This is a genomic window from uncultured Castellaniella sp., from assembly GCF_937988725.1.
In the GTDB taxonomy this organism is placed as follows: Bacteria; Pseudomonadota; Gammaproteobacteria; order Burkholderiales; family Burkholderiaceae_B; genus Castellaniella.
Map to the genome: position 1 here is coordinate 70885 of NZ_CALKHS010000009.1, position 26928 is coordinate 97812.

Genomic DNA, 26928 nt, shown 5'->3' on the forward strand with positions numbered 1-26928 from the left:
CGGGGATGGCGTCAGTGCGCCTCGCCCCAGTCATGCCCCACCCCGACCTCGGCCACCAGGGGCACGGCCAGATCGGCGACGCCGGCCATCAGCCGCGGCACCCGCTCGCGCAGGAGATCGACCTCGTCGGGCGCGGCATCGAACACCAGTTCGTCATGCACCTGCATGATCATCAGGCTGCGCAGGCCGTCCGCGATCATCCAGTCCTGCACCGCGACCATGGCCATCTTGATCAGGTCCGCCGCCGTCCCCTGCATGGGGGCGTTGATGGCGGCGCGTTCCGCAGCCGCGGCCCGGGGGCCCTTGGCGCCGGCCAGCTCCGGGAAATACAGGCGCCGGCCGAAGACGGTTTCCACGTAGCCCTGCTCCCGCGCCTGGCGACGGATGCGGTCCATGTATTCCGCCACGCCCGGGTAGCGCATGAAATACCGGTCGATATAGGATTTGGCCGCCGCGCGGGTGATGCCCAGGTTGGACGCCAGGCCGAACTCGCCCATGCCGTAGATCAGGCCGAAATTGATGGCCTTGGCCGCCCGGCGATGTTCGGCGTCGACCTGGTCGGGCGCCACGCCGAAGACCTCGGCCGCCGTGGCGCGGTGGATGTCCTGGCCTTCGGCGAAGGCGCGGCGCAGATTGGCGTCGCCCGACACGTGCGCCATGACCCGCAGCTCGATCTGGGAATAGTCGGCCGAGACGATGCTGCCCAGGCTGGCGACGAAGGCCGAGCGCACCCGCCGGCCCTCGGCCGTGCGCACGGGGATGTTCTGCAGATTGGGATCCGACGACGCCAGGCGCCCCGTGATGACGGCGGCCTGGGCATACCGCGTGTGCACCCGGCCCGTCCGCGGATCGATCATGCGCGGCAGCTTGTCGGTGTAGGTGGATTTCAGCTTGGCGATGCCCCGGTAATCCAGCAGCAGGCGCGGCAGAGGATAGTCGGCCGCCAGCCGCGTCAGGACCTCTTCGTCCGTGGACGGCGCCCCGCCGGCGGTCTTGCGCAGCACCGGCAGCTGCATCCGCGTGAACAGGATCTCGCCCAGCTGCTTGGGCGAATTCAGATTGAAGGGCTGGCCCGCCAGGGCGTGCACCTGGGATTCCAGATCGATCATCTGCTGTCCCAGTTCGTGGCTCTGCCGGGCCAGGACCTGGGCATCGATGGCCACGCCGTTGCGCTCGATGCGCGTCAGGACGTCCGAGGTCCGGATTTCCAGTTCGTAGGTGCGCAACAGGCCCGGATGCGCCTGCACCTGCGGCAGCAGCACCTGGTGCAGGCGCAGGGTGAAGTCGGCGTCCTCGGCGGCGTAATGCGCGGCGCGTTCCAGATCCACTTCGTCGAAACCGATCTGGCGGGCGCCCTTGCCGCACAGATCTTCATAGGTGGTCCCGGTGAGCCCCAGCCACTGGATGCACAGATCCTGCAGATTGACCCGCCGGTGTGACTGCAGTACGTAGGCCTGCAGCATGGTGTCGTGCCGCACGCCGCGCAGGGCAAGGCCTTCGTTGGCGAACACGTGGGCATCGTATTTGGCGTGATGCAGCAGCTTGGGGGCGGCGGCGTCCTCGATCCAGGGACGCAGCTGGTCCAGCACCCAGGCGCGGTCCAGCTGATCGGGCGTGCCGGGCGCGCGGTGGCCGACCGGGATGTAGGCCGCCCAGCCCGGCTCGACGGCCACCGACAGGCCGATCAGGCGGGCCGCCATGGGATCCAGGCTGGTGGTCTCGGTATCCAGGGCGACCAGGGGCGCCGTCCGCAGCCGATCCAGCCACTGCGCGAAATGGTCCCGATCCAGGATGGTCTCATAGCGCAGTTGATCGGGCGCCTGAAGCGCCGCGTCCGGCTGCGCGGCCCGGGCGTCCTGCCGGGGAATGCGATCCGGCTCGCCCGTGACCTCGCGCAGCCATGACCGGAAGCCGTAGGTTTCGTACAGGCGGGTCAGGACGGCTTGGTCCGGCGCGCGCAGTTCCAGGGCGCCGACGGCGTGTTCGGGCGGCAGTTCGCAATCCAGCTTGATCGTGAGCAATTCGCGGGTCATCGGAAAATGGGCGGCGGCCTGGCGCAGATTGGCCCCGGCCACCCCCTTGATCTGTTCCGCCTGTTCCACCAGCGCTTCGATGCTGCCGTATTCGTTCAGCCACTTGGCGGCGGTCTTGGGGCCGACCTTGTCCACCCCGGGCACATTGTCCACCACGTCGCCCGTCAGCATCAGGTAGTCGATGATGCGTTCCGGCGGCACGCCGAACTTGCGGATCACGCCGTCGCGGTCCTGCCGATCGCCCGACATGGTGTTGATCAGCTCGACCCGGTCGTTCACCAACTGGGCTAGATCCTTGTCGCCGGTGGAAATAATGGTATAAAAGTCGTTTTCAGCCGCCTGGCGCGCCAGGGTGCCGATGACATCGTCGGCCTCGACGCCGGGTGTCACAATCACGGTCCAGCCCAACGCCGCCGCCGCTTCGTGTATGGCGGGAATCTGGGTCCGCAGGTCCTCGGGCATGGACGGCCGGTTGGCCTTGTACTGCGGATACATCTGTTCCCTGAATGATCCCCCGGGGGCGTCAAAGACGCAGGCGCCATACCGCGCCGCATCCTTGTAATCGGCCATCAGCCTCCGTAACATGGAGATGACGCCGTACAAGGCGCCCGTGGGTTCGCCCTGCGCATTGCGCAGATCGGGCATCGCATGATATGCGCGGTACAGGTAGCTGGACCCATCGACAAGCAACAAGGTTTTTTTCATGACAGACAAGAAGACAAAACGGGTCTCGGCAGAACAACAGATTCCCACGATTATTGCAGAGATGCGCAACGCAGCCATCGCTTTCCAGAAAATCGGCATGGGCGTCAGCATTTTCGGCAGCGCCCGCATCCCGCGCGGCCACCCCTTTTACGAGCTGGGCCAGGAGCTGGGCTCCCGCATCGCGCAACTGGGCGTGCCGGTCATCGCCGGCGGCGGGCCGGGCCTGATGGAAGCCGCCAACCGGGGCGCCTTCGAAGCCGGCGGGCGCAGCGTCGGACTGAACATCCGCCTGCCCCGGGAAAATTCCGACAATTCCTACCAGACCGACAGCCTGCACTTCGAATACTTCAATTCGCGCAAGGCCTCGTTCTTCATGCACAGCCTGGCCTACGTCGTGCTGCCCGGGGGCTTCGGCACCCTGGACGAACTGTTCGAGGCCATCACGCTGGTGCAGACCATGAAGCAGCCGCCCGCCCCCATCATCCTGGTCGGCACCGAGTTCTGGTCCGGCCTGATCGACTGGGTCCGCGACCAGCTGATTCCCAACGGCACGGTGAGCCCCTTCGACATCGATCTGCTCACCGTCACCGACGACCTGGACGAGGTCATCCGGCAGATCCAGGAAGCCGTCCAGATCGAACCCGACCGGGAACCCGCCCTGCCCGAATAAGCCCCCTCTACGGGTAATGCTTGATGCGGCCGCGTCGCGACCTGAGTTAACATCACGCCTTGTTACCGCCGGGCGGCCACTCAGCGCCCGGCCCCACAGGAGAACCATCCGATGAAAACGACCCTGCTTGGCGCCGCGCTGCTGATCGCAGCCGGGCTGATTCCCGCCGCCAGCTCGGCGGCCGATGCCCAGGAACTCAAGATCGCCACCGAAGCCGGCTACCCCCCCTTTGAATACCGCAACCCGAACGGCCAGCTCGAAGGCTTCGACATCGACATCGGCAACGAACTGTGCAAGCGCCTGCAGCGCAAGTGCGTCTGGATCGACCAGTCCTTCGACGGCCTGATCCCCGGCCTGCAGGCCCGCAAGTTCGACCTCGCCAATTCCACCATGACGGCCACGGAAGCCCGCAAGAAGGTCATCGACTTCTCCACGCCGATGTACATCGTGCCGGTCAAGCTCATGGTCAAGAAGGGCAGCGGCCTGGAACCCACGGCGGAATCCCTGAAGGGCAAGCGCGTGGGCGTGCAGCAGGGCACCACCATGGAAACCTACGCCCGCAAGTACTGGGCGCCCAAGGGCGTGACCGTGGTGTCCTACCCCAGCTATACCAACGCCTACGTGGACGTCACCGCCGGCCGCCTGGATGCCACATTCCAGGAAGCCCAGAGCGCGGTCGAAGGCTTCCTCAGCAAGCCCGAGGGCGCCGACTATGAACTGGCGCAGATGACGCTGGACGATCCCATCCTGAACGACCCCATCGCCATGGGCCTGCGCAAGGGCAACAAGCTGAAAGCCGACGTCGACAAGGCCCTGAAAGCCATGCTGGCCGACGGCACCCTCCAGGGCTTCGCGAAGAAATACTTCGCCCAAGGCCTGATCCAGTTCCCCGCCCAATAATCCGGCGTGCGGCATGCCGCACACCCTGACCGCCCGGACGGCGCTGCACGACCGGGCGGCCTTCATTCCTGAAGTTTCCCATGTTTCTGAACGGCTATGGCCCCCTGCTGCTGGCGGGGACCTGGGTCACCATCCAGCTGGCGGTGCTGTCCCTGCTGGTCGCCCTGGGCCTGGGCCTGCTGGGCGCCTGGGCGAAGCTCTCCGACTCCTGGAGCGCCCGCCTGCTGGCGACGGCCTACACCACGCTGATCCGCGGAGTCCCCGACCTGGTGCTGATGCTGCTGATCTTCTTCAGCCTGCAGATCTACCTGAACGAGTTCACGGACCTGCTGGGCCTGGACCCCATCGACATCGATCCCTTCGGCGCCGGCGTGCTGACGCTGGGATTCATCTACGGCGCCTACTTCGCCGAGACCTTCCGCGGCGCCTTCATGGCGGTGCCCCACGGCCAGATGGAAGCGGCCACCGCCTACGGCATGCGCGAATTCCAGGTCTTTCGCCGGGTGCTGTTCCCGCAGATGATGCGCCACGCCCTGCCCGGCATCGGCAACAACTGGCAGGTCCTGCTGAAATCCACGGCCCTGGTGTCCCTGATCGGCCTGTCCGATCTGGTCAAGGTCGCCCAGGATGCCGGCAACGTCACCTTCCGGGTGTTTCTCTTCATCAGCCTCACCGGCCTGATCTATCTGGCGCTGACCACCGTGTCCAACGGGGTGCTGTACTGGCTGGACAAGCGCTACAGCGTGGGCGTGCGCGAGGTCGCCCTATGATCGACGTGCTGGATCAATTCTGGCGGGCCTACCTGTACGCCAGCAACGGCAGCCTGTCGGGCATGGCCGTCACCCTGTGGCTGCTGGTGCTGTCGGTATCCATGGGCTTCTTCCTCTCCATCTTCCTGGCCGTGGCCCGGGTGTCGTCGCGTCGCTGGCTGTCGATCCCCCTGTGGACCTTCAGCTACGTCTTCCGGGGCACGCCGCTGTACGTGCAGATCCTGTTCATCTACGCCGGCATCTACAGCTTGGATTTCGTCAAGGGCACGCCCAGCCTGGCGACCTTCTTCCAGAACGGCTTCAACTGCCTGGTCCTGGCCCTGACCCTGAACACGGTCGCCTACACGACGGAAATCTTCGCGGGCGCCATCCGCGCCACCAGCGCCGGCGAAATCGAGGCCGCCCGCGCCTACGGCATGACGCGCTTCGCCTTGTACCGCCGGGTGATCCTGCCCTCGGCGCTGCGCCGGGCGCTGCCCGCCTACAGCAACGAAGTCATCCTGATGCTGCACGCCACCTCCCTGGCCTTCACCGCCACGGTCCCCGACATCCTGAAGGTCGCCCGGGATGCCAATTCCGCCACCTACCAGACCTTCGCGTCCTACGGGATCGCCGCCCTGCTCTACCTGGGGCTGTCGTTTACCCTGATCGGACTGTTCCGCTGGTATGAACGCCGTACACTGGCCTACCTGGGCCTTCACCGATAACACCCATGTCCAAACTCGACGTACTCAACATCCACAAGCGCTACGGTGACAACGAGGTCCTGAAAGGCGTCTCCCTGCAGGCCAACGCGGGCGACGTGATCTGTATCCTGGGCTCCAGCGGCTCGGGGAAATCCACCTTCCTGCGCTGCATCAATTTCCTGGAAAAACCCAACCAGGGCTCCGTGTCGCTGAACGGCGAACTGCTGAAGATCACGCAGGACAAGCACGGCGAGCCCCATGCGGCCGATCTGGACCAGTTGCGCCGCCTGCGCTCGAAGCTCGCCATGGTGTTCCAGCATTTCAACCTGTGGGCGCACATGAACGTCCTGGGCAACGTGATCGAAGCGCCCATCCAGGTGCTCAAGCTCAGCCGCGCCGAAGCCACCGAACGCGCCCGCCACTACCTGGCCAAGGTCGGCCTCGACCCCAAGGTCGAAACCCAGTATCCGTCCTCCCTGTCGGGCGGCCAGCAGCAGCGCGTGGCCATCGCCCGCGCGCTGGCCATGGAACCGGAAGTCATGCTCTTCGACGAGCCCACCTCGGCCCTGGACCCGGAACTGGTGGGCGAAGTGCTGAAGGTCATGCAGAAGCTGGCCGAGGAAGGCCGCACCATGCTGGTCGTGACCCATGAAATGGGTTTCGCCCGCAATCTGGCGTCCCACGTCATGTTCCTGCACCAGGGCGTGGCGGAAGAAACCGGCGCCCCCGCCGACATCTTCGACAATCCGCAAAGCCCCCGGCTGCGGCAGTTCCTGTCGGGCAACCTGAAGTAAAGCCGCGCCGGCGGCGCCTGGCGACGCGGCCGCGAAAGCCGTCAGAAGCGCAGCCGCATCAGCCGGTGCTCGATGCCGGCATCCATGAAGGTCTCGCCTTCCTCCACGAAGCCGTGGCGGGCATAGAAGGGTCGCGCCTGCATCTGGGCGGCCAAGACGACTCCGGCATCGCCGCGCCGGCGGGCGGCGTCCATCAGCGCCGTCAACAGCAGCGAACCGACGCCCGCGCCCCGCCACGACCGGCGCACGGCCATGCGGCCGATATGGCTGTCGGGCAGAAGGCGGCCCGTGCCCACCGCCTGCCCCGCCGCGTCGTAGACGATGGCATGCAGGCACTCGGCGTCCTTGGGATCCAGTTCTTCTTCCAGCGGCACCTGCTGTTCCTGGACAAAGACTTCCAGGCGGATGCGGCCGGCTTCGGCCCCCAGATCGTCCCAGCTGCCCGTGACGACCCGGCAGCCCGCCCGACCCTCGCCCGCGCCAACCTGCGATTCGCCGGCCTCGGCCGGCCGGCCCGGCGCGGGAGCTGCCAGGGCGAAATCCAGGACTTCCGGCAGCCAGCGTTCGAAATCCGAGATGCCATGATCGCTGCCTTCGATGATGCGCTGGCGGCTGCCGGCGAAGCGCGCCCGCATCTCCCGCCAGTCCAGCACTTCATCGCCGGTGGCGGCCAGCAGGAAATAGCGCTCGGGGCGGCTCAGGGCGCGCAGATCGGCTTCGGCCCGGGCCAGCTCATCCACATGGCCGGGCAGAAACTCGAAAGGCTCGTCGCCATGGAAAGTGCGGTGAGAGCCGACCTGCGTGCCCAGATCCCGGGCCGCATGCACGACCGGATTCAGCAACACGGCGCGGCAGCCCAGGCGTTCCGCCAGCCACGTGGCATAGAAACCGCCCAGGGACGAGCCGATGACCGTCAGGCGGGCCGCCGCATCGCCGCCCCCGGCCGAACCGTCCCGCCCGTCTCCGGATGCCGCATCGGCCTCCAGGTGCGCCCGGGCCAGGCTCAGCGCCAGGTCCATCGCGGCCGCGGGGCTGGCGGGCAGCTGCGGGCAGCGCCAGTCGGCCGACAAGCCGCGATCGGCCAGCGCCTGGGCCATCAGGCGGGCCTTGAAGGAATCGGGAGAGGATCGGAATCCGTGCAGATAGAGAATCATGGTGTCCCAGCAGTCGCGGCGATCCGGGCGCCCGGCGGCGCGCAACGGAACCTCGCGTTTCATTGTAAACAGCCCTCCGCTCCGCGGCTCGCCGGGCCCCGCCTGCATCCGTCCGGCGCGGCATTCCACACGGGCTTTCGCAAAAAATTGAAAACTTTGTCAAGCATGGTCAATATCCGCGCGCAAAAGGCGCAACGCCTTGATTCATCATGGTGAAATAAGGCGCGGAGCGTTGATTGCCGGCGGATCCATGGCCGCGAACCGGATGGCCGACCCGCCGCTCCGGACCTCTTCGGACCGCCATGCCCCGGCGGCACGATGCCGCCGCCAGCCCATTTTCCAGCCATGAGAGACAGAGACCTTCGAGCCATCAACGATCAGCAGGCCGCGCGCCTGCTCGAGGCGCTGCGAAGAGCATCGCCTCTCGATCACGCCCAGAGTCCGTCCCCGACGGCATGGGGGGACCCGAACGCCACGGACCCGTTCGACCCGGCGCCTCAGCCACCAGACGAACACCACTACGACAAGGCTCGGAAGCAGGCGCTCGAGGCCATCGCGAAACTGACGGAGCTGGCCGGCATCGATCCCGATCAGGACTCGAAGGGCTGCCACGACGCGCTGCAGGCCGCCCTGGGCATATTGGCCGATCTCGCCAAAACCATCGGCGCCGACTGGCCCGAGGCGGATATCCAGGACCGCGAGCCCGACCTGGAGCCGGCACCGCGGATCTCCCCGCCCAGGCCCGTCACCACGGAAGACGATTACTGAGCCGAAGGCAAGGCCCAGCACACAGCCCGCGGCCGCTTGCCGGCGGCTCTTCGGCGCCTGGGGCGCCGAAGAGCGGAATCAGGCTGATTCGCGCAGGCTGCGGCGGCGCTCGTGTTCCTGCAGATAGCGCTTGCGCAGACGGATCGACTTGGGCGTGACTTCGACCAGTTCGTCGTCGGCGATGAATTCCACCGCGTATTCGAGGTTCAGCGCGATCGGCGGCACCAGGTCGATGTGCTCGTCCTTGCCCGAGGCCCGCACGTTGGTCAGCTTCTTTTCCTTGATCGGGTTGACCACCAGATCGTTGTCGCGGGAATGGATGCCGATGATCATGCCTTCATAGACCGGGTCCTGGGGCGACACGAACATGCGGCCGCGTTCCTGCAGCTTCCACAGCGCGTAGGCCACGGCCGTGCCGTCGTCCTGGCTGATCAGCACGCCGTTGCGGCGTTCGCCCACGCCGCCTTCGCGCACCGGGGCGTAGTCGTCGAAGATGTGGCTCATCAGGCCGGTGCCGCGCGTCAGCGTCAGGAACTCGCTCTGGAAGCCGATCAGACCGCGCGCCGGAATCCGGTATTCCAGGCGGGTGCGCCCGCGCCCGTCGGGCTGCATGTCCTGCAGATCGCCCTTGCGGCGGCCCAATTCTTCCATGACGCCGCCCTGGTGAGCGTCTTCCACGTCCACCGTCAGCAGTTCATAGGGCTCGCATTTCACGCCGTCCAGTTCCTTGAACATCACGCGGGGCCGCGACACGGCCAGCTCGTAGCCTTCGCGGCGCATGTTCTCCAGCAGGATGGTCAGGTGCAGTTCGCCCCGGCCGCAGACCTCGAACACCGTATCGTCGTCCGTGTCGTTGACGCGCAGGGCGACGTTGGACTTCAGTTCGCGGTCCAGGCGGTCGCGCACCTGGCGGCTGGTGACGAACTTGCCCTCGCGCCCGGCCAGGGGCGAGGTGTTCACCATGAAATTCATGGTCAGGGTGGGTTCGTCGATGCGCAGCATCGGCAGGGCTTCGGGCGTTGCCGGATCCATCAGCGTGCAGCCGATGCCGATGTCCTCGATGCCGTTGATCAGCACGATGTCGCCGGCTTCGGCGGAATCCACCAGCACGCGGTCCAGGCCCTGGAACTTCAGCACCTGGTTCACGCGGCCCTTGAAGGACTCGCCTTCCGGACCGAACTTCACCGCCACGTCCTGGCCGGCATGCAGGCGGCCGCGGTTGATGCGGCCCACGCCGATCTTGCCCACGTAGCTGCTGTAGTCCAGGGAAATGATCTGCAGCTGCAGCGGCCCGTCGGCGTCGTCGTCCCGCTGCGGCACGTACTGCAGGATGGCATCGAACAGCGGGCGCATCGTGCCCGAGCGGACGTCGTCGGTCAGGCCGGCATAGCCGGACAGGCCCGATGCGTAGATCACGGGGAAGTCCAGCTGCTCTTCCGTCGCGCCCAGCTTGTCGAACAGGTCGAAAGTGGCATTGACCACGTAATCCGGGCGGGCGCCCGGACGGTCGACCTTGTTGACCACGACGATGGGCTTCAGGCCCAGGGCCAGGGCCTTGCGCGTCACGAAGCGGGTCTGCGGCATGGGGCCTTCGACCGCATCCACCAGCAGCAGCACGCCGTCGACCATGGACAGCACCCGCTCGACCTCGCCGCCGAAGTCGGCGTGTCCCGGGGTGTCGATAATGTTGATGTGCGTGCCTTCGTATTCGACGGCGCAGTTCTTGGCCAGGATGGTGATGCCGCGCTCGCGCTCGATATCGCCGGAATCCATCACCCGCTCGGACACCTGCTGGTTGTCGCGGAAGGTGCCGGACTGCCGCAGCAGCTGGTCAACGAGAGTGGTCTTGCCATGGTCCACGTGGGCGATGATGGCCACGTTGCGCAAAGCTCGCTTCATAAGGTGATTTCCTCGGTAGAAACACTTGCCGGGCGCAGTCCGTCCGGCAAGGCGTGTAAAGGGATGAGCGCCGACTGTGGCGCGGCCATGGCCTGCAGGGCTTCCAGCCCGACGGCGTGCTCGATCGTGAAGGGGCCGACGGCCGTGCGCCGCAAGGCCGACAGATGCCCCAGGCACCCCAGGCGGCGCCCGATGTCCTGGGCCAGGGTGCGCACGTAGGTGCCCTTGCTGCAATGCACTCTCAGCCGCGCGGACACGCCGTCGCAGGACAGCAGGTCCAGCGCGTGAATGGTGATCCGGCGCGGCGGGCGCTCCAGTTCGATGCCCTGGCGCGCGTATTCGTACAAGGGCTTGCCGTCGCGCTTGAGCGCCGACACCATGGGCGGGATCTGTTCGATCTCGCCCCGGAACCCGGCCAGCGCGGATTCCAGTTGATCGGCCGTGACGGCGGGGACGGCGTCCGCGCGCGCCACGATGTGGCCCGTCAGGTCTCCGCTGTCGGTTTCCTCGCCGAAGGCGACCGTCGCCTCGTAGACCTTGTCGGCTTCGAGCATGGCCGCGGAAATTTTCGTGGCGCGGCCGAAACAGCAGATCAGCAGGCCCGTGGCGAAGGGGTCCAGCGTGCCGGTATGCCCCGCCTTGCGGGCATCCACCGTCCGTTTGGCGCGTTGCAGCGCATGATTACTGGAGAGGCCCTCGGGTTTGTCCAGCAACAGGACACCGTCGAGCATCTGCCCGCGTCGGGAAGCCATCGTTCAATCTGTCCAGATGAGTGACGACCGCCCTGTCAGGGCTGGCCGTCCGGGTCTTCGAGTTCGGGGATTTCCGATGCGCCCGCCTGGGGGCGATTGGCCCGATCGATCAGTTGGGTCAGTTCGATCCCCCGCGCCAGTTGCACGTCGTGCACGAAGCGCAGTGTGGGAACCGTATGGATGTGCAGCAATTTGAAGAGCTGCGAATGCAGCCAGCCGGCCTTGTCGTTCAGGGCCTGCGCCGCCGTGCCGGGCTCGGCGCCCAGCACCGTGAAATAGACCTTCGCATGAGCGTAATCCGCCGACAGATCCACCCCGGTCAGGGTGATCAGGCCGGCCCGCGCCACGTCGATCTCGCGCTGCACCAGGGCCGCCAGATCCTGCTGGATCTGGTCGGCCAGGCGCGTGTTGCGGCCGGGATTCGGTTTGGATTTATGACGACCCATGATTCAAAAGCCCCGCCATTACAGCGTGCGGGCGATTTCCTTGATTTCAAAGACTTCGAGCTGGTCACCGACCTGGATGTCGTTGTTGCCCTTGAGCGTGATCCCGCAATCGAAGCCGGCCTTGACTTCCTTGACGTCGTCCTTGAAGCGGCGCAGGGAGTCCAGCATGCCGGTCCAGTGCACGACGTGGTTGCGCAGCAGGCGCACCTGGGAATCGCGCTTGACCAGGCCTTCGAGCACCATGCAGCCCGCGATGTTGCCGACCTTGGACACGGTGAAGATCTCGCGGATCTCGACCATGCCGATGACTTCTTCGCGCTTTTCCGGCGCCAGCATGCCCGAGAGCGCGTTCTTCACGTCATCGATGGCGTCATAGATGATGTTGTAGTAGCGCAGATCGATTTCGTTGGTCTCGGCCAGCTTCTTGGCGGACTGGTCAGCACGCACGTTGAAGCCGATGACGACGGCGCCGGAGGCGATGGCCAGGTTGACGTCGCTTTCCGAGATGCCGCCCACGGCCGCATGCACGACCTGCACGCGGACTTCGTCGGTGGACAGCTTCAGCAGCGACTGCACCAGGGCTTCCTGGGAACCCTGCACGTCGGTCTTGACGATCAACGGCAGCGTGCGGACGCCCTCGCCCAGGTTGTCGAACATGGATTCCAGTTTGGCGGCCTGCTGGCGGGCCAGCTTGACGTCGCGGAACTTGCCCTGGCGGAACAAGGCGATTTCACGCGCCTTGCGCTCGTCGGCCAGCACCAGGACCTCGTCGCCGGCGGCCGGCACTTCGGCCAGGCCCTGGATCTCGACCGGCGTGGAGGGCCCCGCTTCGGCGGTGGGCTTGCCGGTGTCGTTCAGCATGGCGCGAACCTTGCCGAAGGCCACGCCGGCCAGCACGGCGTCGCCGCGATGCAGGGTGCCGCTTTGCACCAGGATGGTCGCGACCGGGCCGCGCCCCTTGTCCAGGCGGGCTTCGATGACGATGCCCTTGGCGGGCGCGTCGATCGGCGCCTTCAGTTCCAGGATCTCGGCCTGCAGCAGCACGTTCTCCAGCAGCTCGTCGATGCCCTGGCCGGTCTTGGCGGACACGGGAATGAAGGGCACGTCGCCGCCGTATTCTTCCGGCACGACTTCCTCGGCCACCAGTTCCTGCTTGACGCGTTCCGGATTGGCTTCGGGCTTGTCGATCTTGTTGATGGCCACGACCAGGGGCACGTTGGCCGCCTTGGCGTGGTGTATGGCTTCGCGGGTCTGCGGCATGACGCCGTCATCGGCCGCCACCACCAGGATCACGATGTCGGTCGCCTGGGCGCCGCGGGCCCGCATGGCCGTGAAGGCCTCGTGGCCCGGGGTGTCCAGGAAGGCCACCACGCCGCGATCGGTCTTGACGCTGTAGGCGCCGATGTGCTGCGTGATGCCGCCGGCTTCGCCCGTGGCGACCTTGGTGCGGCGGATGTAGTCCAGCAGGGAGGTCTTGCCGTGGTCGACGTGGCCCATCACGGTCACGACCGGCGCGCGCGGCAGGGCCTCGGCTTCGTCGGTGGTTTCGGTATCGGCCAGGAAGGCCTCCGGGTCGTCCAGCTTGGCGGCGATCGCCTGGTGGCCGAGTTCCTCGACCACGATCATGGCAGTTTCCTGATCCAGGATCTGGTTGATCGTCACCATCTGGCCCAGCTTCATCAACTGCTTGATGACCTCGGCCGCCTTGACGGACATCTTGTGCGCCAGGTCGGCCACGGAAATGGTTTCCGGGACGTGGACCTCGCGGGCGATGAATTCGGCCTGTTGCGGTTCCTGATGGTGATCCGCCTGGCGACGGCCCTGCCGGCGGCCGCTCTTGCCGCTGCGGCCGCCCTTGCCGCCCGCGCGCCAGGCCTCCTGGCCCGAGCCGGCCGACAGCGTGTCGGCCTTGGACGGCTTCTTGCGGCCGTCGTTGGACCAGCTGGAGGAGACATCGGCGGTCTTGATGACCTTCTTGCCTTCGGTTTCCTTCTTCACGGCGCCCTTGCCCGCGGGCTTGTGCAGCGTCTTGGTGGCGGCTTCCTCGGGTTCCGCGGCGCGCAGGACCTTGCGCGGCTGGCGCATCATCTCGCGCAGCGCGGCCGCTTCGGCTTCGGCAGCCTTGCGGGCGCGATCGCGATCGGCGTCGGCGGGCGCGCGGCGGGCCTTGCCCGGCGTGGCGGCCGGCGCGGACACGGGGGCCGAGGAGGACTCGGGGCGCGATGCCGCATGCGGCGCGGCGCCGGATTCAGGCTGCGCGGAGGATGACTGGGAAGAATCAACGGACGTCTCGGCAGGCGTGGCCTGCGGCTCGACGACAGGGGTTTCGCTCACGATTTCCTGCTTGGATTCAGTGGAGGACGCTTCCGGGACCGCTTCGGGGGCATCCGCCGCGGCCGGCTCGGCGGCGTCGGACGCCGGCGCGGATTCAGCGGGCGCCTCGGGCTCCACCGGGGTTTCCCGCGCCACGGCGGGAGCGGCGGATTCCGCGGCTTGCGGCGCGGCGGCGGGCGCTTCCGCGACGGGAGCGGCCGGCGCCGCGACGGGCGCCTCGGCCAGGATCGGATCAGCGGCCTCCGGAGCCGCCGGCGCGCCCGCGGCCTCGGCGCGGGCGGCTTCCAGCAATTCGGAACGGTCGCGCTTCACCAGCACGCGTTTCTTGCGGACTTCGACCTGAATGGTGCGCGAGCGCCCGGAGCCATCCGCCTGATGGATCTCGGATGTCTTGCGGCGCGTCAGCACGACCTTCTTGCCCGAGTCCGAGCCATGGGAGCGCCGCAGCGACTCCAGCAAGGCGCTCTTGTCCGCCTCGGTCACGTCAGCATTCACCGAATCGAGCTGGACGCCGGCCGAACGGAAGTGGTCCAGCAGGACGTTGGCGGGCATGTTCAGTTCTTCGGCGAATTGGGCGACGGTGTTACTCGGCATTCGACTCTCTCTTTGACTACGTTAAGGGGCTCGGTTCGGTGCGACGGCCGTTCAGGCCTTGTCGTCCTCGAACCAGTGAGCCCGTGCCTGCATGATCATGTCGCTGGCGGTTTCCTCGGGCAGGCCGGTCAGTTCGGCCAGCTCGTCGGCCGCCAGTTCGGCCAGATCATCCAGTGTGGTGATGTTGTTTTCCGCCAGCTTGGCGACCAGCGGGGCATCCATGCCCTGGATCTCCAGCAGGTCCCGGGCCGTCTGCACGCGCTCTTCCTGGGCGATGGCCTCGGTCAGCAGGGCGTTGCGCGCCCGCGTGCGCAGTTCGTTGACGGTCTCCTCGTCGAAGGCTTCGATGTCCAGCAGTTCCTGCAGGGGCACGTAGGCGACTTCTTCCAGGCCGGTGAAGCCCTCGTCGATCAGGATGTCGGCGACTTCCTCGTCCACGTCCAGCTTCGTGATGAAGGCATGGCGCAGGGCCGAGCGTTCCTCGTCCTGGCGATTCTGGCTTTCCTCGGGCGTCATGATGTTGATCTGCCAGCCCGTCAGTTCGGACGCCAGGCGCACGTTCTGACCACGGGCGCCGATGGCCTTGGGCAGGTTTTCCTCGTCCACGACGACGTCCATGGCGTGCTTGTCTTCGTCCACCAGAATGGATTCGACATGCGCGGGCGCCAGGGCGCCGATGACGAATTCGGCGGGATCGTCGGCCCACAGCACGATATCGACCTGTTCGCCGCCCAGCTCGTTGCGCACGGCCGTGACGCGGGAGCCGCGCATGCCGACGCAGGTGCCGATCGGATCGATCCGCTTATCGTACGCCACGACCGCGATTTTGGCACGCACGCCCGGGTCGCGAGCGGCGGCCTTGATCTCGAGCAGGCCCTGCTCGATTTCCGGCACTTCGTTCTCGAACAGTTCGCGGATGAAATCGGGCGAGGTGCGTGACAGGATGACCTGCTGGCCGCGCGCCGTGTGATCGACCTTGAGGACCCAGGCCCGCACCCGATCGCCGGAACGGATGTTTTCCTTGGGGATCATCTCGGAGCGCGGCAGCCGGGCTTCGACCTTGCCGATCTCGATGATGGCGTCGCCCTTGTCCAGGCGCTTGACCGTGCCGGAGATGATGTTTTCCCCACGGTCCAGGAAGTCGTTGAGCACCTGCTCGCGCTCGGCGTCGCGGATCTTCTGCAGGATGGCCTGCTTGGCCGCCTGCGCGCCGATCCGGCCGAACTCGATGGGCTCGAGAGGCTCTTCGATGTATTCGCCGATTTCGATGCCCGGCACGATGTCCTGGGCATCCGTATAGAGTTCCTGGGCATCGGGTTCCTGCAGACCGGCTTCGTCGGGGACGACCAGCCAGCGGCGAAAGCCTTCGTGCTCGCCGGTCTGGCGATCGATGGCCACGCGAATGTCCACGTCTTCCTTGAAGCGCTTTTTCATGGCGGAGGCCAGCGCGCTTTCGAGAGCGCCGAACACCACATCGCGTTCAACGTTTTTTTCACGCGCCAGGGCGTCGACCAGTAGAAGAATTTCGCGACTCATCGCTTCTTACCCTTGAAATCGAGAACAGGATCCAGGTGCGCCCGGTCCACATCGTCAAAAGAAAACGGCAGCGTCTGCGGCTTGCCCGCCTGGTCTTCGTAGTCCAGACTGAGGACGGGCGACGAGGCATCGCCCGCGACGCGCAGCACGCCGGTAAAGACCTTGCGGGATTCGACGGCTTCGCGCAGGCGCAGTTCGATACGCTGGTCGGCGAAGCGGACGTAATCCGCCAATCGGCGCAGCGGCCGGTCCACCCCGGGAGAGCTGACTTCCAGGCGCTTGTAGTCGATGTTGTCGACCTCGAACGCATGCGACAGCTGGCGGGACACCTGTTCGCAGTCCTCGATGCGCACCCCTTCGGGACGATCAATCACCACGCGCAGGAGCCCCAGGGGCGCGCGTTCCACATCGACCAGTTCGACATCGAAACCCAGCAAGGCCTGCTGGGTGACCGCAAAGATATCTGCCATAAATTCCAAAAAAAAGGGGCTGTCCCGCAGCCCTCTGTTGGCCCCGCGGACACGCCGCAAGGTGTATTCAGGAACCGCCGGAAATCTGTCTGTCGCTGCTCGATCGCCGCGCATGATCGCAGATTTGATCGCCAAATACGCGCCAAAAGCGCTGCAATCCGGGCAAGGCAGGTTTCCGGTGGACACAGCACCAAAGCGCTGTAAAGCCTTAGATTATAACAGCATTTCGTTGCCGATATAAGGTTTTTCAGACTCCGCGCCGCCTAGCGGCCACGCCCGACGCGCGCCAGCTGGGACTCGTGGGCATGCGCCCCTTGGGGCTGGTGCTCTCCCCCTCCCTGGCGGCGCGGTTTGGCCGGGCGGCGGTTCTGTTTCTGCGCCGCCGGCTTGTTGGCGGATTTCGGCGCCTTGGGCTGCTGCGCGGCATCCCCCGAAGCGGACCGCACCCGGGCCTTGGGCTCGCGGGAGCGCTGCTGGCCCTCCGGCTGCGGCCTGGACGGCTTGCCTGCCTTCCCCGGCCGCCCGGCGTGGCCGCCGGCCTTGGAGGGCTTGGATTTGTGATGCGGCTTGGGCGAGGCATGCTGCTTGCCGCCGTCCGGGTGGCCATTGGCCAGGCCGCCGCTGATCAGCAGGCCCGTCGTGAAGGGATCGATCGAGGCCTTGCCGCGCCCTCCCGACACCCGGCCGCGCCGATTCAGGCGGGCGCCATTCTGGCCGTTCTGGCCCGGCGTGCCGAAGCCCGGCGGCAGCGCGCTGGCATGCGACAGCGGCTGGCGCTCGACCTGGCCATCGGCATCATCGTCGCCGGTCCGAATCAGCCCCAGCTGCACCATCAGGGCGCCCACCAGTTGCTCGTCCAGCTCTTCCCAGCGGCCGCGCCGCAAGTTGCTGGGCAGGATGACATCGCCGAACCGGGTGCGGATCAGGCGGCTGACCGTCACGCCGGCGGCCAGGAACATGCGCCGGACTTCGCGGTTGCGGCCCTCGGACAGCGTGACCCGATACCAGCGATTGCTGCCTTCGCCGCCGATGTAATCCAGGGAATTGAACTGCGCCTGGCCGTCTTCCAGCTGGATGCCGGTCGTCAGTTCCGTCTGTTTTTCGTCGGCCAGTTCCCCCAGGACGCGCACGGCGTATTCGCGCTCGGCCCCGTAGCGGGGATGGGACAGGCGATTGGCCAGCTCGCCCGACGTCGTCAGGATCAGCAGGCCTTCGGTATTCAGGTCCAGCCGCCCGACCGACAGCCATTTGCCGCTGCGGATGCGCGGCAGCCGCGCGAAGACGGTGGCGCGCCCTTCGGGGTCGTCGTGGCTGACGATCTCGCCCGCCGGCTTATGGTAGAGGATCACTCGGGGCAGTTTGCCGGCCTTGGGGCGCGACACCAGGCGGCCATTGACGCGCACCTTGTCGTTGGGCCCCACGCGCTGGCCCACGTGGGCCGGTTCGCCGTTGACGGACACGCGCCCGGCGACGATGAGTTCTTCCATGTCGCGGCGCGAGCCGATGCCGGCTTCGGCCAGGACCTTGTGCAGCTTGGGCATCAGGGCGTCGCTGTTCAGATAGCGGTCCAGGCGCTGTCGGGTCTGGTGATCCCCCAGATAGGACAAAGCGCGGTCGGCTTCCTCGGCGGGCCCGGCATCCACGGCCTGGGCCTGTTCCGCAGGCGGCGTTTCCCCCTGCGCATCCCCGCGGCGGCGGCGAAACGGCGTGCGCAGCTTGCGGCCCCCGCGTGAACGGCCGGAAGCGCCCTTGCCTTCCTTGGGCGAGGCCGATGACTCGGCCGGCCCCTGGGAAGAGGCATGCGATGTCGTTTCGAGTTCTGCTGTCATGGGGTTCGGTGACTCCTACACAAAATTCTGATCATGATGATGAAGCGGCGGGCGCCTGCGCGTCCTGGTCCGGCGCGGCGTCGGATTCCGGCGCCGGTTCCCCGGCGGCATCGGCATCCGCGGCATCGGGCGCCGCAAGCGCCAGGGTCTCAAGCACCTGCACGGAATCGTCGGCGTCCAGCGCCGGCAATTCGTCCAGGGCCCGCAAGCCCAGGTCTTCGAGAAAACGTCGCGTGGTGCCCAGCAAGGCGGGGCGCCCGGGAGCGTCCCGATAGCCCAGCACTTCGATCCAGCCCCGGTCTTCGAGGGTACGAACAATCTGCGCCGACACGGTGACGCCGCGGATGTCCTCGATATCCCCCCGCGTCACAGGTTGACGCCAGGCGATGATCGCAAGGGTTTCCAGCACGGCGCGAGAATATCGAGGCGGCTTTTCGGGGTTCAGACGCCCCAGGTAACGCTGCATATCGGGACGACTCTGGAACCGCCAGCCGCTGGCCAACTGCACCAGTTCGAGGCCCCTGTCGCGCCAATCCAGCTGCAAGGCAGCCAGGTGACGCCGGATGTCGTCTCCGGAAATCGTGTCTTCGAAGAGGCTGCGCAACTGGGCTGCCGTCAGGGGCGCATCGGCGCACAACAAGGCGGTTTCCAATACCCGCAGGATTTCCGTTTCCGTCATTTTATCGTGAACTCCGAACGTTTGCTTGCATTATTTTCGCAGACTATGCTATAGTTATGTTCTTCAGACGCGGGATGGAGCAGTCTGGTAGCTCGTCGGGCTCATAACCCGAAGGTCATAGGTTCAAATCCTATTCCCGCAACCAGTTTACAGATGGGCCGGCAACCAACAGGTTGCCGGCCCATCTCGTTTTTCGTCCGCCATTTTCCATTCCCCTGCCGGATGCGCGGGGGGGGGATATGGGACTACGGGGACTACGGGGATCGGGGAATTCTGGCAAGCCCAGACGCAAAAAGGAAAAAGGAAAAAGGACCAACCGAAGCACCCGTCCCGGGATTTGTGTCCCGGAAACGGATGCTCCGGCGGTCCGGGGCTCTCGAGGAAGAGAGTAAACTGTCCTGGGATTCAGGTTTGGCGACAAACGGCTTGGAAACAGTTATGAACGGACACATCCCCATCATCCGGCGCGGTTATCTGCGAGCCCTGCCCCGCCCCTTGTACGGCCATATCGACAGCCAGCCCAACATGATCATCCCCGGGCCGCACCGGCACGCCTGGGCGCAACTGTCGTACGCCATCCAGGGACATCTGCAGGTCTGGACGCCGCAAGCCCGCTTCATCGCGCTGTCGCAACGGGCGGTCTGGATTCCGGCGGGCATGCGCCACCGCGTCTACGAATCCCCCCACACCCAGATCCGCAGCCTGTACGTCGACGGCGCCGCGCTGGGGCTGGACTGGACCGACTGCCGCGTGCTGGTCATCAGTCCGCTGCTTCAGGAACTGATCCGCAGCTTCAGCACGATCCCCATCGAATACGATCCCGAGGGGCCGGACGGACGCCTGGCGCGGGTGCTGGTCGACCAGATCGCCGTCAGCCCGGAAGCCGGGCTGGTCCTGCCCTGGCCGTCCGACAAGCGGCTGCTTCCCCTGTGCCGCCAGCTGCATCGGGCGCCCGACACCGCGCCCAACCTGGCCGACTACGGGCGCCAGATCGGGCTGTCGGAAAAGACGCTGACGCGCCTGTTCCTGCAGCAGACCGGCCTGGGCTTTCGCCTGTGGCGCCAGCGCGCCCGGCTGGTCCACGCCCTGCCGCTGCTGGAACGCGGCGAGCGCATCACCGACGTCGCCCTGGCCTGCGGCTACGACAGCCTGTCGTCCTTCATCGCCGCCTTTCGCGAACACACGGGGCAGACGCCCCGGGAATTCTCGCTGCGCAGCCTGCAGGCCAATCCCCGGGCGGACTGAACGCGGAGCCGCCCCGGCGTCATGGACACGGCCCCCGGATCTGTACTACAAGGGATGAACGCGTCCGTCCGGATTCCCTCGCGGCGGACATCAGAATCCTGAGGAACCGCCACCATGCAGCAGAGATTCCGTCCCCCGCATTCCCGTTCTTTCACCCGCGGACTCCTGTCCGGACTTCACGGCTTCGGGCTGGCGTTCATGATCGCATGGACGGCTCTGGCGCCCTCCCCGGCCCGGGCGCAAGCCCCCGCCCTGGCGCTCAAGGTCGGACAGATCAGCGATTCCATCGCCTTCTTCCCGATCTTCGTCGCCCGGCAGCAGGGCTTCTTCAAGCAGCAGGGCCTGGAGGTCGGCGACATCCCCCTGCTGGGCACCGGAGCCAAGCTCGCCGCCGCCCTGCAATCGGGCAGCATCGACGTGGCCGGCGGCAACGGCACCGACCCCCTGAACCTGTACCGCGCCAATAAAGGGACGCGGATGATCGCCCAGCTGGTGAACACCTATTACGTGGACATCATCACGGGGCCCTCCTTTTCCGGGCCGCCTGCCTCGGCCTCCCTGCAGGAAAAAGTCCAGGCGCTGAAGGGCAGGAAGATCGGCATCACCGGCCCGGGCAGCGGCACCCAGGCCCTGGTGAATTTCCTGCTGGGCACCGCCGGCATGAAGTCGGCCACGGACGTCACCCTGGTATCCCTGGGGTCCAACATGATGGGCGCGCTGGGCGCGCTGAAGACCGGGCGCGTCGACGTCCTGTCCTTCCCGCAGCCCGTCGGGCAGCAAGCCGAGGCCACGCAGGTCGGGAGCATCTACATTTCCCCCGCGCGGGGAGACATTCCCCAGTTGAAGACCGTCGTGCACGGCGTCGTGTTCACCACCCAGGACATCCTGGACGCCAAGGGCCCGGCAGTCACGGCCTTCGTGCGCGGCATCGCCGACGCGGAACACTTCATTCACCAGGGGGACCCCAAGGCCGTCCGCGCCCTGTTCAAGGCCTACCGCCCCACCATGAACGACGATACGGTCGACCGGCTGCTGTCCATCCTGCGCGCCGAGATCCCCAAGACCCCCGCCATCAGCCAGGGGGAATACGACGGGGAAGTCAAATTCAACCTGGATTCCGGCCTGATCACCGAGGCGCCCGACTACGCCACCATGGTCCCCGCCCAGTGGATCCGGTCCGCGCTGGAAGGCGCCCGCTGATGGCGGCGGTGTATGACATCCGGGACGTCCACAAGCACTTCCGGAAGGACGACCAGGAACTGGTCGCCCTGCGGGGCGCGGAACTGACGGTCGAGGAAGGCAGCTTCCTGGTGCTGCTCGGGCGCAGCGGCTGCGGCAAATCCACGCTGCTGAACCTGATGGCGGGCCTGACGGTCCCCACGGCCGGCACGCTCGCCTATCGCGGGCGGGCGCTGTCCGGCCCGCTGAATTCCGTCGGCTATCTCACCCAGCAGGACACGCTGATGCCCTGGCGCACCGTCCTGCGAAACGTCGAAATGCCGCTGGAAATCCAGGGCATCGCGCCCCGGGAACGGACGGCCGTCTCCCGGCGGCTGATCGACCGGGTCGGGCTGTCCGGCTTCGAACGCCACTACCCCCGCGAACTGTCCGGCGGCATGCGCCGCCGCGTCAGCCTGGCCCGCATGCTGTGCGGCAATCCGGAAACCCTGCTGCTGGACGAACCCTTCGGGGCGCTGGACGCCCAGCTGCGCGGCGACCTGCAGCAGCAGCTGCTGGAACTCTGGACGGACAGCGGACGCACCGTGGTGTTCGTGACCCACGACATCGAAGAAGCCCTGATGCTGGCCGACCGGATCGTGGTGCTGGGGCCGCTGGGCTCCATCGGGCTCGACATCCGCATCGAACTGCCCCGCCCCCGGGACGCCGACGAAATCCGCCTGCACCCCGATTATCTGGCCCTCTACCGGGCGCTGACGCACGCCCTCAAGCAGGCCCGCCCATGACGCGCCCGGAGTCCCCTTCCATGCCCAGCCCGGACCACCATCCCGCCCCGCAGTCCCAGGGCCCTCTGCTGATTCCGCTGAACCGCAGCTGGTGGCAGCGCAACCGCCGCCGCGCGCTGATCCTGGCGGCCCGGCTGCTGGTGCTGGTCGTCTTCCTGGGCGTCTGGGCGGCGCTTTCGGGGCCGGTGCTCGACCCGCAATTCTTCGGCTCGCCGCAGGGGGTCGCCGCCATGCTGGTCCAATGGACGGCCGACGGCACGCTCTGGCGCAACACCTGGATCACGCTCCAGGAAGTCGTCCTGGGATTCCTGCTGGGCGCGGTCTCGGGGGCCGTCCTGGCCTATCTGATCGCCGCCATCAAGCCGCTGTGGGACGTGCTGATCCCCTACATGCTGGCGCTGTATTCCGTCCCCAAGGTCGCCGTCGCGCCCCTGTTCATCATCTGGTTCGGGATCGATCTCGGGATGAAGGTGCTGCTGGCGGCGATTTCGGTCTTTTTCCTGGTGTTCCTCAGCACCGCCGCGGGCGTCCAGAACGTGGACGAGGGCCTGAAGGACGCGGTGCGCATGATGGGGGGCAGCCGGCGGGACGTGGCGCTGAAGGTCACCCTGCCCGGCTCCGTCGCCGGCCTGCTCACCGGCCTGCGGATGTCCATCCCCTACGCCCTGATCGGCGCGGTCATCGGCGAGCTGGTCGCCTCGAACCGGGGGCTGGGCTTCCTGATCAACGACGCCTCGGCCCAGTTCAACACCAGCGGCGTGTTCGCCGCCCTGGTGGTGCTGGCGATCATCGCCGCCGTGCTGAACATGCTGGTCAACAGCGTCGATCAATGGGCCAACCGCTGGAAGCCCATCGATTCGGACCGCGAATGAGGCCCCGCCCCGCCGGGCGGGAAGCGCTCGTCAGAACTCGTCGTCGAACACCACGCCTTCGTCGGTGCGGCGCATGACGCCGACCTTGTAGGCGGCGATGTCCTGCTCCTGGGGCGAGGCCTGGGTCTTGCTGATGTTCAGCCACTTCTCCATGTACTTGAGCGGATTGGCCGGCGGGAACTCGTAGCGATCCGTGTCGATGCCCAGGGTGTTGTAGACGTCCTTGGCGCAATACAGGGTCCACGCGGCCAGGCGGTCGGCGTTCATGCCGACCAGCTCGCGGCCTTCCGAGAACAGGTACTGGATCCAGTCCAGTTCGCTGTCCACGACTTCGGCGATCAGGGCCTCGATTTCGAAATGGCACTGGGCGAAGGCTTGCCGGCCCCGTTCGGTGCGCAATTCGTGGCGCAGCACGGCGCGGTCCAGCTCGGCGTGGATTTCCAGCTCGTCCTGGGCGATCTTCTGGATGGCCTTGCCGATGGGCTGGAACATGCCGGTGTCGCAGATGGCGAAAGTCACGGCGAAGGAGGCCATGAACTGGATGCGCTCCATGCAGAACAGCGCCACGACCATCATGAAGACGGTGTTGTAGGTGTCCTGGTTATTGTCCAGATTGCCCAGTGCATACTGGTGGGACGCATGGTAGCCCTCGCCGAAAGCCTTGATCACGCGCGACAGCCGCTCGTGCGCCTGTTCCACGCTGAGGATCTCGTCGATGATGGCCGAGGGGTCGTCGAAGGAGTTGCGCACGATCTCCGAGTAGGTCGCCGCGTGCACGACCTCGTTGTCGGAAATGCGTTGCCAGGCGGCCCACAGTTCGGACGAGGTGATGAACGGCGCCAGCACCGGCGCGATGGCGCGGGAGGCCACGCTGTCGGCCTCCCATTGCCACGCCAGGGTCTTGACCATCATGTCGTAGGTCGCGCGCGGGCAGCTCTTGAAGTCGGCGTTGCAGGAAGAATAGTCGAATTCGTTCTCGTCCCAGTCCAGGGATTTCTGGGTCTTGTACAGCGCCCAGATGTCCGGATAGTGGCGGTTGATGGTGTCGAACAGGCCCTGCTTTTCGCCCAGGAAGAGCAGCGGCTTGGCGTAGTCCTGTTTCTGGTAGTTGAAGACGTTCTCAGACATGATGCGTTTTTCCGATGGATGACAGGCATGCGGCACGCCGCACCCGAGGTGCGACGCGCCGCATGCGCGAATGAATCTACAGCGTGCAGCCGCCCTGGCACATGGGGTCGTCATCCAGGCTGGTCACGGGCTGCGGCGCGGCCGGCAACTGGATCCCCGCCGTGGCAAGCTTCACGAAGCCCTGGGCGGCGGCGAAGTCGGCGACTTTCTTCATGCCCGCCGAGGTCTTCTGGTTCATGTAGTACTTGGACTTCAGGCCCATCTTTACGCGATACAGATAGTTCTGGATCATTTCGGTGGACTCGATGCTGGCGTCGCCGATGACCTTGCGGTAGAAGTCGGCCGAAATCCCCTGATCCGTCCATTTCTGGATGATGGCGTAGACGTCGGTCATGTCCTGGGCCGGCACTTCCCAGGCGGATTCGTACCACTGGCCCAGAGTATCGCCTTCCGGGGCGGCCCAGTAGTTGACCCGCTGGTTGTCGGTCTTGATCATCGTCAATTCACGGATGGGATACACGCCGTTGGTCGTGCCCGACGAGTTCGCCGAGGTTTCCGTGGGCATGTGCGCCGCCACCACCGAATTGCGGATCCCGCCATTGGCGACGACGTCCGCCCGCAGGGCTTCCCAGTCGTACTGGTTCCGGAAGTCGGCGACCTTGTCCACATTGGGGTTGTAGGTGTCGATGGGCAGCCAGCCCTGCGGCCACTTGGTCTTGTGCATCCAGGGGGCGTTGCCCAGTTCCTTGCCCAGCTGCAGGCTGGCCCGGACCAGATGATAGTAATGACGCTCGGCCACCCAGTGGATGAACTGCTTGCCGCTGTCGTCGGTATAGCGCTTGTGGTTGCGGGCCATCAGATGCGCCACGCCCAGCATGCCGACCCCGGCATTGAGCCGGGCCTTGGACGTCACGCCCACGTGGGGCAGTTCGTAATCGGCCAGATGGATGCACTTGTCGATCATCAGCAAGGCATAGTAGGCGACTTCCTCGTATTGCTCGTCGGATTCGATGTTCGACACGACGATGCCGGCCAGGTTGCAGGTGGCGACTTCAGGCGAGGAATAGCGCACGATGCGCGCGATGCGCCGGCCGTCGGTCAGCACGTCGCCCGCCGCCAGGTCTTCCAGGTAGACCATGCCCCGGGCGGTGTCCACCGCCCCCGTGCCCGGGCGCACCGTATGCAGCGCGCCGTCGGCATCCTCGAATTCCACGAAGGACACGTCGGTCGATTGGTAGAGCTCGGTGATGTGGTTGTAGGGCGCCGTGGGCAGCGCGATCTCGGAGCACAGGTTCGAGCTGTAGATCGTGCCCTTGAACGGCGTATGGCGGTTCATCTCGTAGATGTTGTGCTCGTAGATGCGCCCCGTCTCGTTCCATTCGTTGATGGCCGTGATCAGCAGTTCCCGCGCATTGACGAACTGCTTCTTGAAGGTCGGATCCTGCTCGTACTGTTCGTACAGGGTTTCGAAGCGGGCCTCGTCGTCGCTGTACAGGGCCTCGTACAAATCGGGCGCCGTATGGCAGTTGAACAGGAAGATGTTTTCGTTGCGGGCGACCTTGCGGGCGAAGAAGCGGTTGCCGCCCCAGGAATAATCCATGCCGCGGATCTTGCGGTCCTCGGTGGACATGGGGTTCTTCAGGCGCAGCAGGGTGTCGATTTCCGGATCGAAAATCGAAAAGTAACTGGTGCAGGCGCCGCCGCGGCCATTCTGCAGGTTCGCCTTGATCTCGGCCACCACCGCGCGCAGGTACGGCAGCTTGCCCTGGTGGCGAATCACGCCGCCGCGCACCGGATCATTGACCGAGCGGGTCTGCAGGTAGGACCCGATGCCGGCGCTCATGTAGGTCATGGTGTTGGCGATGTGATTGCCCACCGCGATCGAACGGGCCGAATCGCCCGACGCATACAGGCAGCAGCTGGCATAGCCGCGCAGGGGCGTGCCCAGATTGATGTGATTGGGCGTGGGCGCGTTGATGCGGTTCTTCGACAGGTGCTCGTAGAACTTCGCGACGTCGCGCATGCGCCGTTCGCGGGGCTGGTCCACGGCCAGGGCCATGGCCATGCGCATGTAGACGAACTGCGGCGTTTCGTAGTGAATGCCCTTGACCCGATCGGAAATCGCATACTTCGAGCGATGCGTGTGGATCTGGTAGTGGGCGTATTCGAAGTCCCGCGTGTGATCAATGATGCCTTCGACCTGGAAGTATTCTTCTTCCGAGTAATCCAGGCGTTCCATGTAGCCCAGGCCTTCCAGGCGACGGTGCAGCGTCAGCACCGTGGGGAACGCCCCGTCGCAGACGTCCTTCAGTTCCTTCTGGGCCAGCGCCGCATACAGGCGGCCCGCCATGCGGTTGTAGGACCAGGTGTCCGCATCCAGGCAATGCCGGATGAGCTGCATCTGCAGGAATTCCGAGGAGCATTCCTCGGGCATGTTCGTGACGGTCTCCAGCACCACGGAGGGCCAGTCCACGCCATCGCCCAGCGTCGTGGCGCCCCATTCCCCCCAGCCATTGAGCTTGGACGGGATGAAGGGTTCTTTGCGTCCATCGCGCTTGATAACGGTCTTGATCATGTCAGTAGTCTTCTTTTGGTGGATGGATAAGGAAAAATAGGGTGCCACACGCTATTCGGACACCAAATCTTGTGCGATCAACCCCCAAAATATACTACATGTAGTGCTTCAAAATCACCCCATCG

At 66.0% G+C, this 26928-nt stretch carries 21 protein-coding genes, 1 tRNA gene and 2 pseudogenes; 11 read left to right on the forward strand and 13 right to left on the reverse strand.

Annotated features, from left to right (window positions below; translation table 11 throughout):
* Positions 1 to 11 precede the first annotated feature (11 nt).
* Positions 12 to 2738 carry a DNA polymerase I gene (gene polA / locus Q0263_RS07870; protein WP_298015080.1) on the reverse strand — a complete coding sequence of 909 codons (2727 nt, stop codon included), beginning with the start codon at positions 2736 to 2738 and terminating at the stop codon, positions 12 to 14.
* 52 nt (positions 2739 to 2790) lie between these two features.
* Between polA and Q0263_RS07875 the strand changes: the two genes are divergently transcribed.
* The 5 genes from Q0263_RS07875 to Q0263_RS07895 all read left to right on the forward strand — a co-directional run bounded on the left by Q0263_RS07875 (position 2791) and on the right by Q0263_RS07895 (position 6558).
* Complete coding sequence (locus Q0263_RS07875) at positions 2791 to 3408, forward strand: TIGR00730 family Rossman fold protein (protein WP_298015677.1); 618 nt, start codon at positions 2791 to 2793, stop codon at positions 3406 to 3408.
* 111 nt (positions 3409 to 3519) lie between these two features.
* On the forward strand, positions 3520 to 4308 hold the full coding sequence (locus tag Q0263_RS07880) for a transporter substrate-binding domain-containing protein (protein WP_298015082.1): 789 nt from the start codon (positions 3520 to 3522) through the stop codon (positions 4306 to 4308).
* Positions 4309 to 4388: 80 nt separating this feature from the next.
* Positions 4389 to 5078, forward strand: a complete 690-nt coding sequence (locus Q0263_RS07885) for an ABC transporter permease (RefSeq protein WP_298015084.1) — start codon at positions 4389 to 4391, stop codon at positions 5076 to 5078.
* The gene (gene hisM, locus Q0263_RS07890) at positions 5075 to 5785 is read left to right on the forward strand and encodes a histidine ABC transporter permease HisM (protein ID WP_298015086.1); all 711 of its coding nucleotides are present in this window, start codon (positions 5075 to 5077) and stop codon (positions 5783 to 5785) included. Before Q0263_RS07885 ends, hisM begins: the two co-directional genes overlap by 4 nt.
* 5 nt (positions 5786 to 5790) lie before the next feature.
* Positions 5791 to 6558: an ATP-binding cassette domain-containing protein gene (locus Q0263_RS07895; protein ID WP_298015088.1), complete on the forward strand. Its 768-nt coding sequence runs from the start codon at positions 5791 to 5793 to the stop codon at positions 6556 to 6558.
* Between the two features lie 41 nt (positions 6559 to 6599).
* Here Q0263_RS07895 and Q0263_RS07900 read toward each other — a convergent pair whose 3' ends face one another.
* Complete coding sequence (locus Q0263_RS07900) at positions 6600 to 6932, reverse strand: GNAT family N-acetyltransferase (RefSeq protein WP_366140698.1); 333 nt, start codon at positions 6930 to 6932, stop codon at positions 6600 to 6602.
* Positions 6933 to 7079: 147 nt separating this feature from the next.
* Positions 7080 to 7712, reverse strand: a pseudogene (locus Q0263_RS07905) (YqiA/YcfP family alpha/beta fold hydrolase); the annotation flags it as partial.
* 345 nt (positions 7713 to 8057) lie between these two features.
* On the opposite strand from Q0263_RS07905, the gene Q0263_RS07910 reads away from it, so the two are divergent.
* Positions 8058 to 8480, forward strand: a complete 423-nt coding sequence (locus Q0263_RS07910) for a hypothetical protein (protein ID WP_298015090.1) — start codon at positions 8058 to 8060, stop codon at positions 8478 to 8480.
* A 78-nt stretch (positions 8481 to 8558) separates the two neighbouring features.
* On the opposite strand, the gene typA is transcribed toward Q0263_RS07910, so the two are convergent.
* From typA to scpB, 8 genes and pseudogenes are all read right to left on the reverse strand, one after another.
* On the reverse strand, positions 8559 to 10379 hold the full coding sequence (gene typA, locus Q0263_RS07915) for a translational GTPase TypA (RefSeq protein ID WP_298015092.1): 1821 nt from the start codon (positions 10377 to 10379) through the stop codon (positions 8559 to 8561).
* Entirely contained in the window at positions 10376 to 11131 is a 756-nt protein-coding gene (gene truB, locus Q0263_RS07920; protein WP_298015094.1) for a tRNA pseudouridine(55) synthase TruB, read from the reverse strand. The genes typA and truB overlap by 4 nt, the downstream gene beginning before the upstream one ends.
* Positions 11132 to 11166: 35 nt before the next feature.
* The gene (gene rbfA, locus Q0263_RS07925; RefSeq protein ID WP_298015096.1) at positions 11167 to 11577 is read right to left on the reverse strand and encodes a 30S ribosome-binding factor RbfA; all 411 of its coding nucleotides are present in this window, start codon (positions 11575 to 11577) and stop codon (positions 11167 to 11169) included.
* Between the two features lie 18 nt (positions 11578 to 11595).
* A complete protein-coding gene (gene infB, locus Q0263_RS07930; protein WP_298015098.1) occupies positions 11596 to 14505 on the reverse strand; it encodes a translation initiation factor IF-2 in 2910 nt (969 codons plus the stop codon).
* Positions 14506 to 14556: 51 nt separating this feature from the next.
* Entirely contained in the window at positions 14557 to 16041 is a 1485-nt protein-coding gene (gene nusA / locus Q0263_RS07935) for a transcription termination factor NusA (RefSeq protein ID WP_298015100.1), read from the reverse strand.
* Positions 16038 to 16511 (reverse strand): ribosome maturation factor RimP, encoded by a 474-nt coding sequence (gene rimP / locus Q0263_RS07940; RefSeq protein ID WP_298015102.1) that lies wholly within the window; start codon positions 16509 to 16511, stop codon positions 16038 to 16040. The genes nusA and rimP overlap by 4 nt, the downstream gene beginning before the upstream one ends.
* A gap of 263 nt (positions 16512 to 16774) precedes the next feature.
* The gene (rluB, locus tag Q0263_RS07945) at positions 16775 to 18340 is read right to left on the reverse strand and encodes a 23S rRNA pseudouridine(2605) synthase RluB (protein ID WP_298015104.1); all 1566 of its coding nucleotides are present in this window, start codon (positions 18338 to 18340) and stop codon (positions 16775 to 16777) included.
* A 91-nt stretch (positions 18341 to 18431) separates the two neighbouring features.
* Positions 18432 to 19019 (reverse strand): annotated as a pseudogene (gene scpB, locus Q0263_RS07950) (SMC-Scp complex subunit ScpB); the annotation flags it as partial.
* Positions 19020 to 19087: 68 nt separating this feature from the next.
* Here scpB and Q0263_RS07955 point away from each other — a divergent pair.
* The 5 genes from Q0263_RS07955 (at position 19088) to Q0263_RS07975 (ending at position 23100) form a co-directional block, all read left to right on the forward strand.
* Positions 19088 to 19164, forward strand: a tRNA-Met gene (locus tag Q0263_RS07955).
* 293 nt (positions 19165 to 19457) lie between these two features.
* Positions 19458 to 20264 carry a helix-turn-helix transcriptional regulator gene (locus Q0263_RS07960; RefSeq protein ID WP_298015106.1) on the forward strand — a complete coding sequence of 269 codons (807 nt, stop codon included), beginning with the start codon at positions 19458 to 19460 and terminating at the stop codon, positions 20262 to 20264.
* Between the two features lie 114 nt (positions 20265 to 20378).
* Positions 20379 to 21464 (forward strand): ABC transporter substrate-binding protein, encoded by a 1086-nt coding sequence (locus Q0263_RS07965; protein WP_298015108.1) that lies wholly within the window; start codon positions 20379 to 20381, stop codon positions 21462 to 21464.
* Positions 21464 to 22228, forward strand: coding sequence for an ABC transporter ATP-binding protein (locus Q0263_RS07970; RefSeq protein WP_298015110.1), 765 nt, complete (start codon positions 21464 to 21466; stop codon positions 22226 to 22228). Before Q0263_RS07965 ends, Q0263_RS07970 begins: the two co-directional genes overlap by 1 nt.
* A gap of 20 nt (positions 22229 to 22248) precedes the next feature.
* Complete coding sequence (locus tag Q0263_RS07975) at positions 22249 to 23100, forward strand: ABC transporter permease (protein ID WP_298015112.1); 852 nt, start codon at positions 22249 to 22251, stop codon at positions 23098 to 23100.
* Between the two features lie 30 nt (positions 23101 to 23130).
* Here Q0263_RS07975 and Q0263_RS07980 read toward each other — a convergent pair whose 3' ends face one another.
* Positions 23131 to 24228, reverse strand: coding sequence for a ribonucleotide-diphosphate reductase subunit beta (locus Q0263_RS07980; RefSeq protein ID WP_298015114.1), 1098 nt, complete (start codon positions 24226 to 24228; stop codon positions 23131 to 23133).
* Between the two features lie 76 nt (positions 24229 to 24304).
* Complete coding sequence (locus Q0263_RS07985) at positions 24305 to 26803, reverse strand: ribonucleoside-diphosphate reductase subunit alpha (protein ID WP_298015116.1); 2499 nt, start codon at positions 26801 to 26803, stop codon at positions 24305 to 24307.
* Between the last annotated feature and the right edge of the window lie 125 nt (positions 26804 to 26928).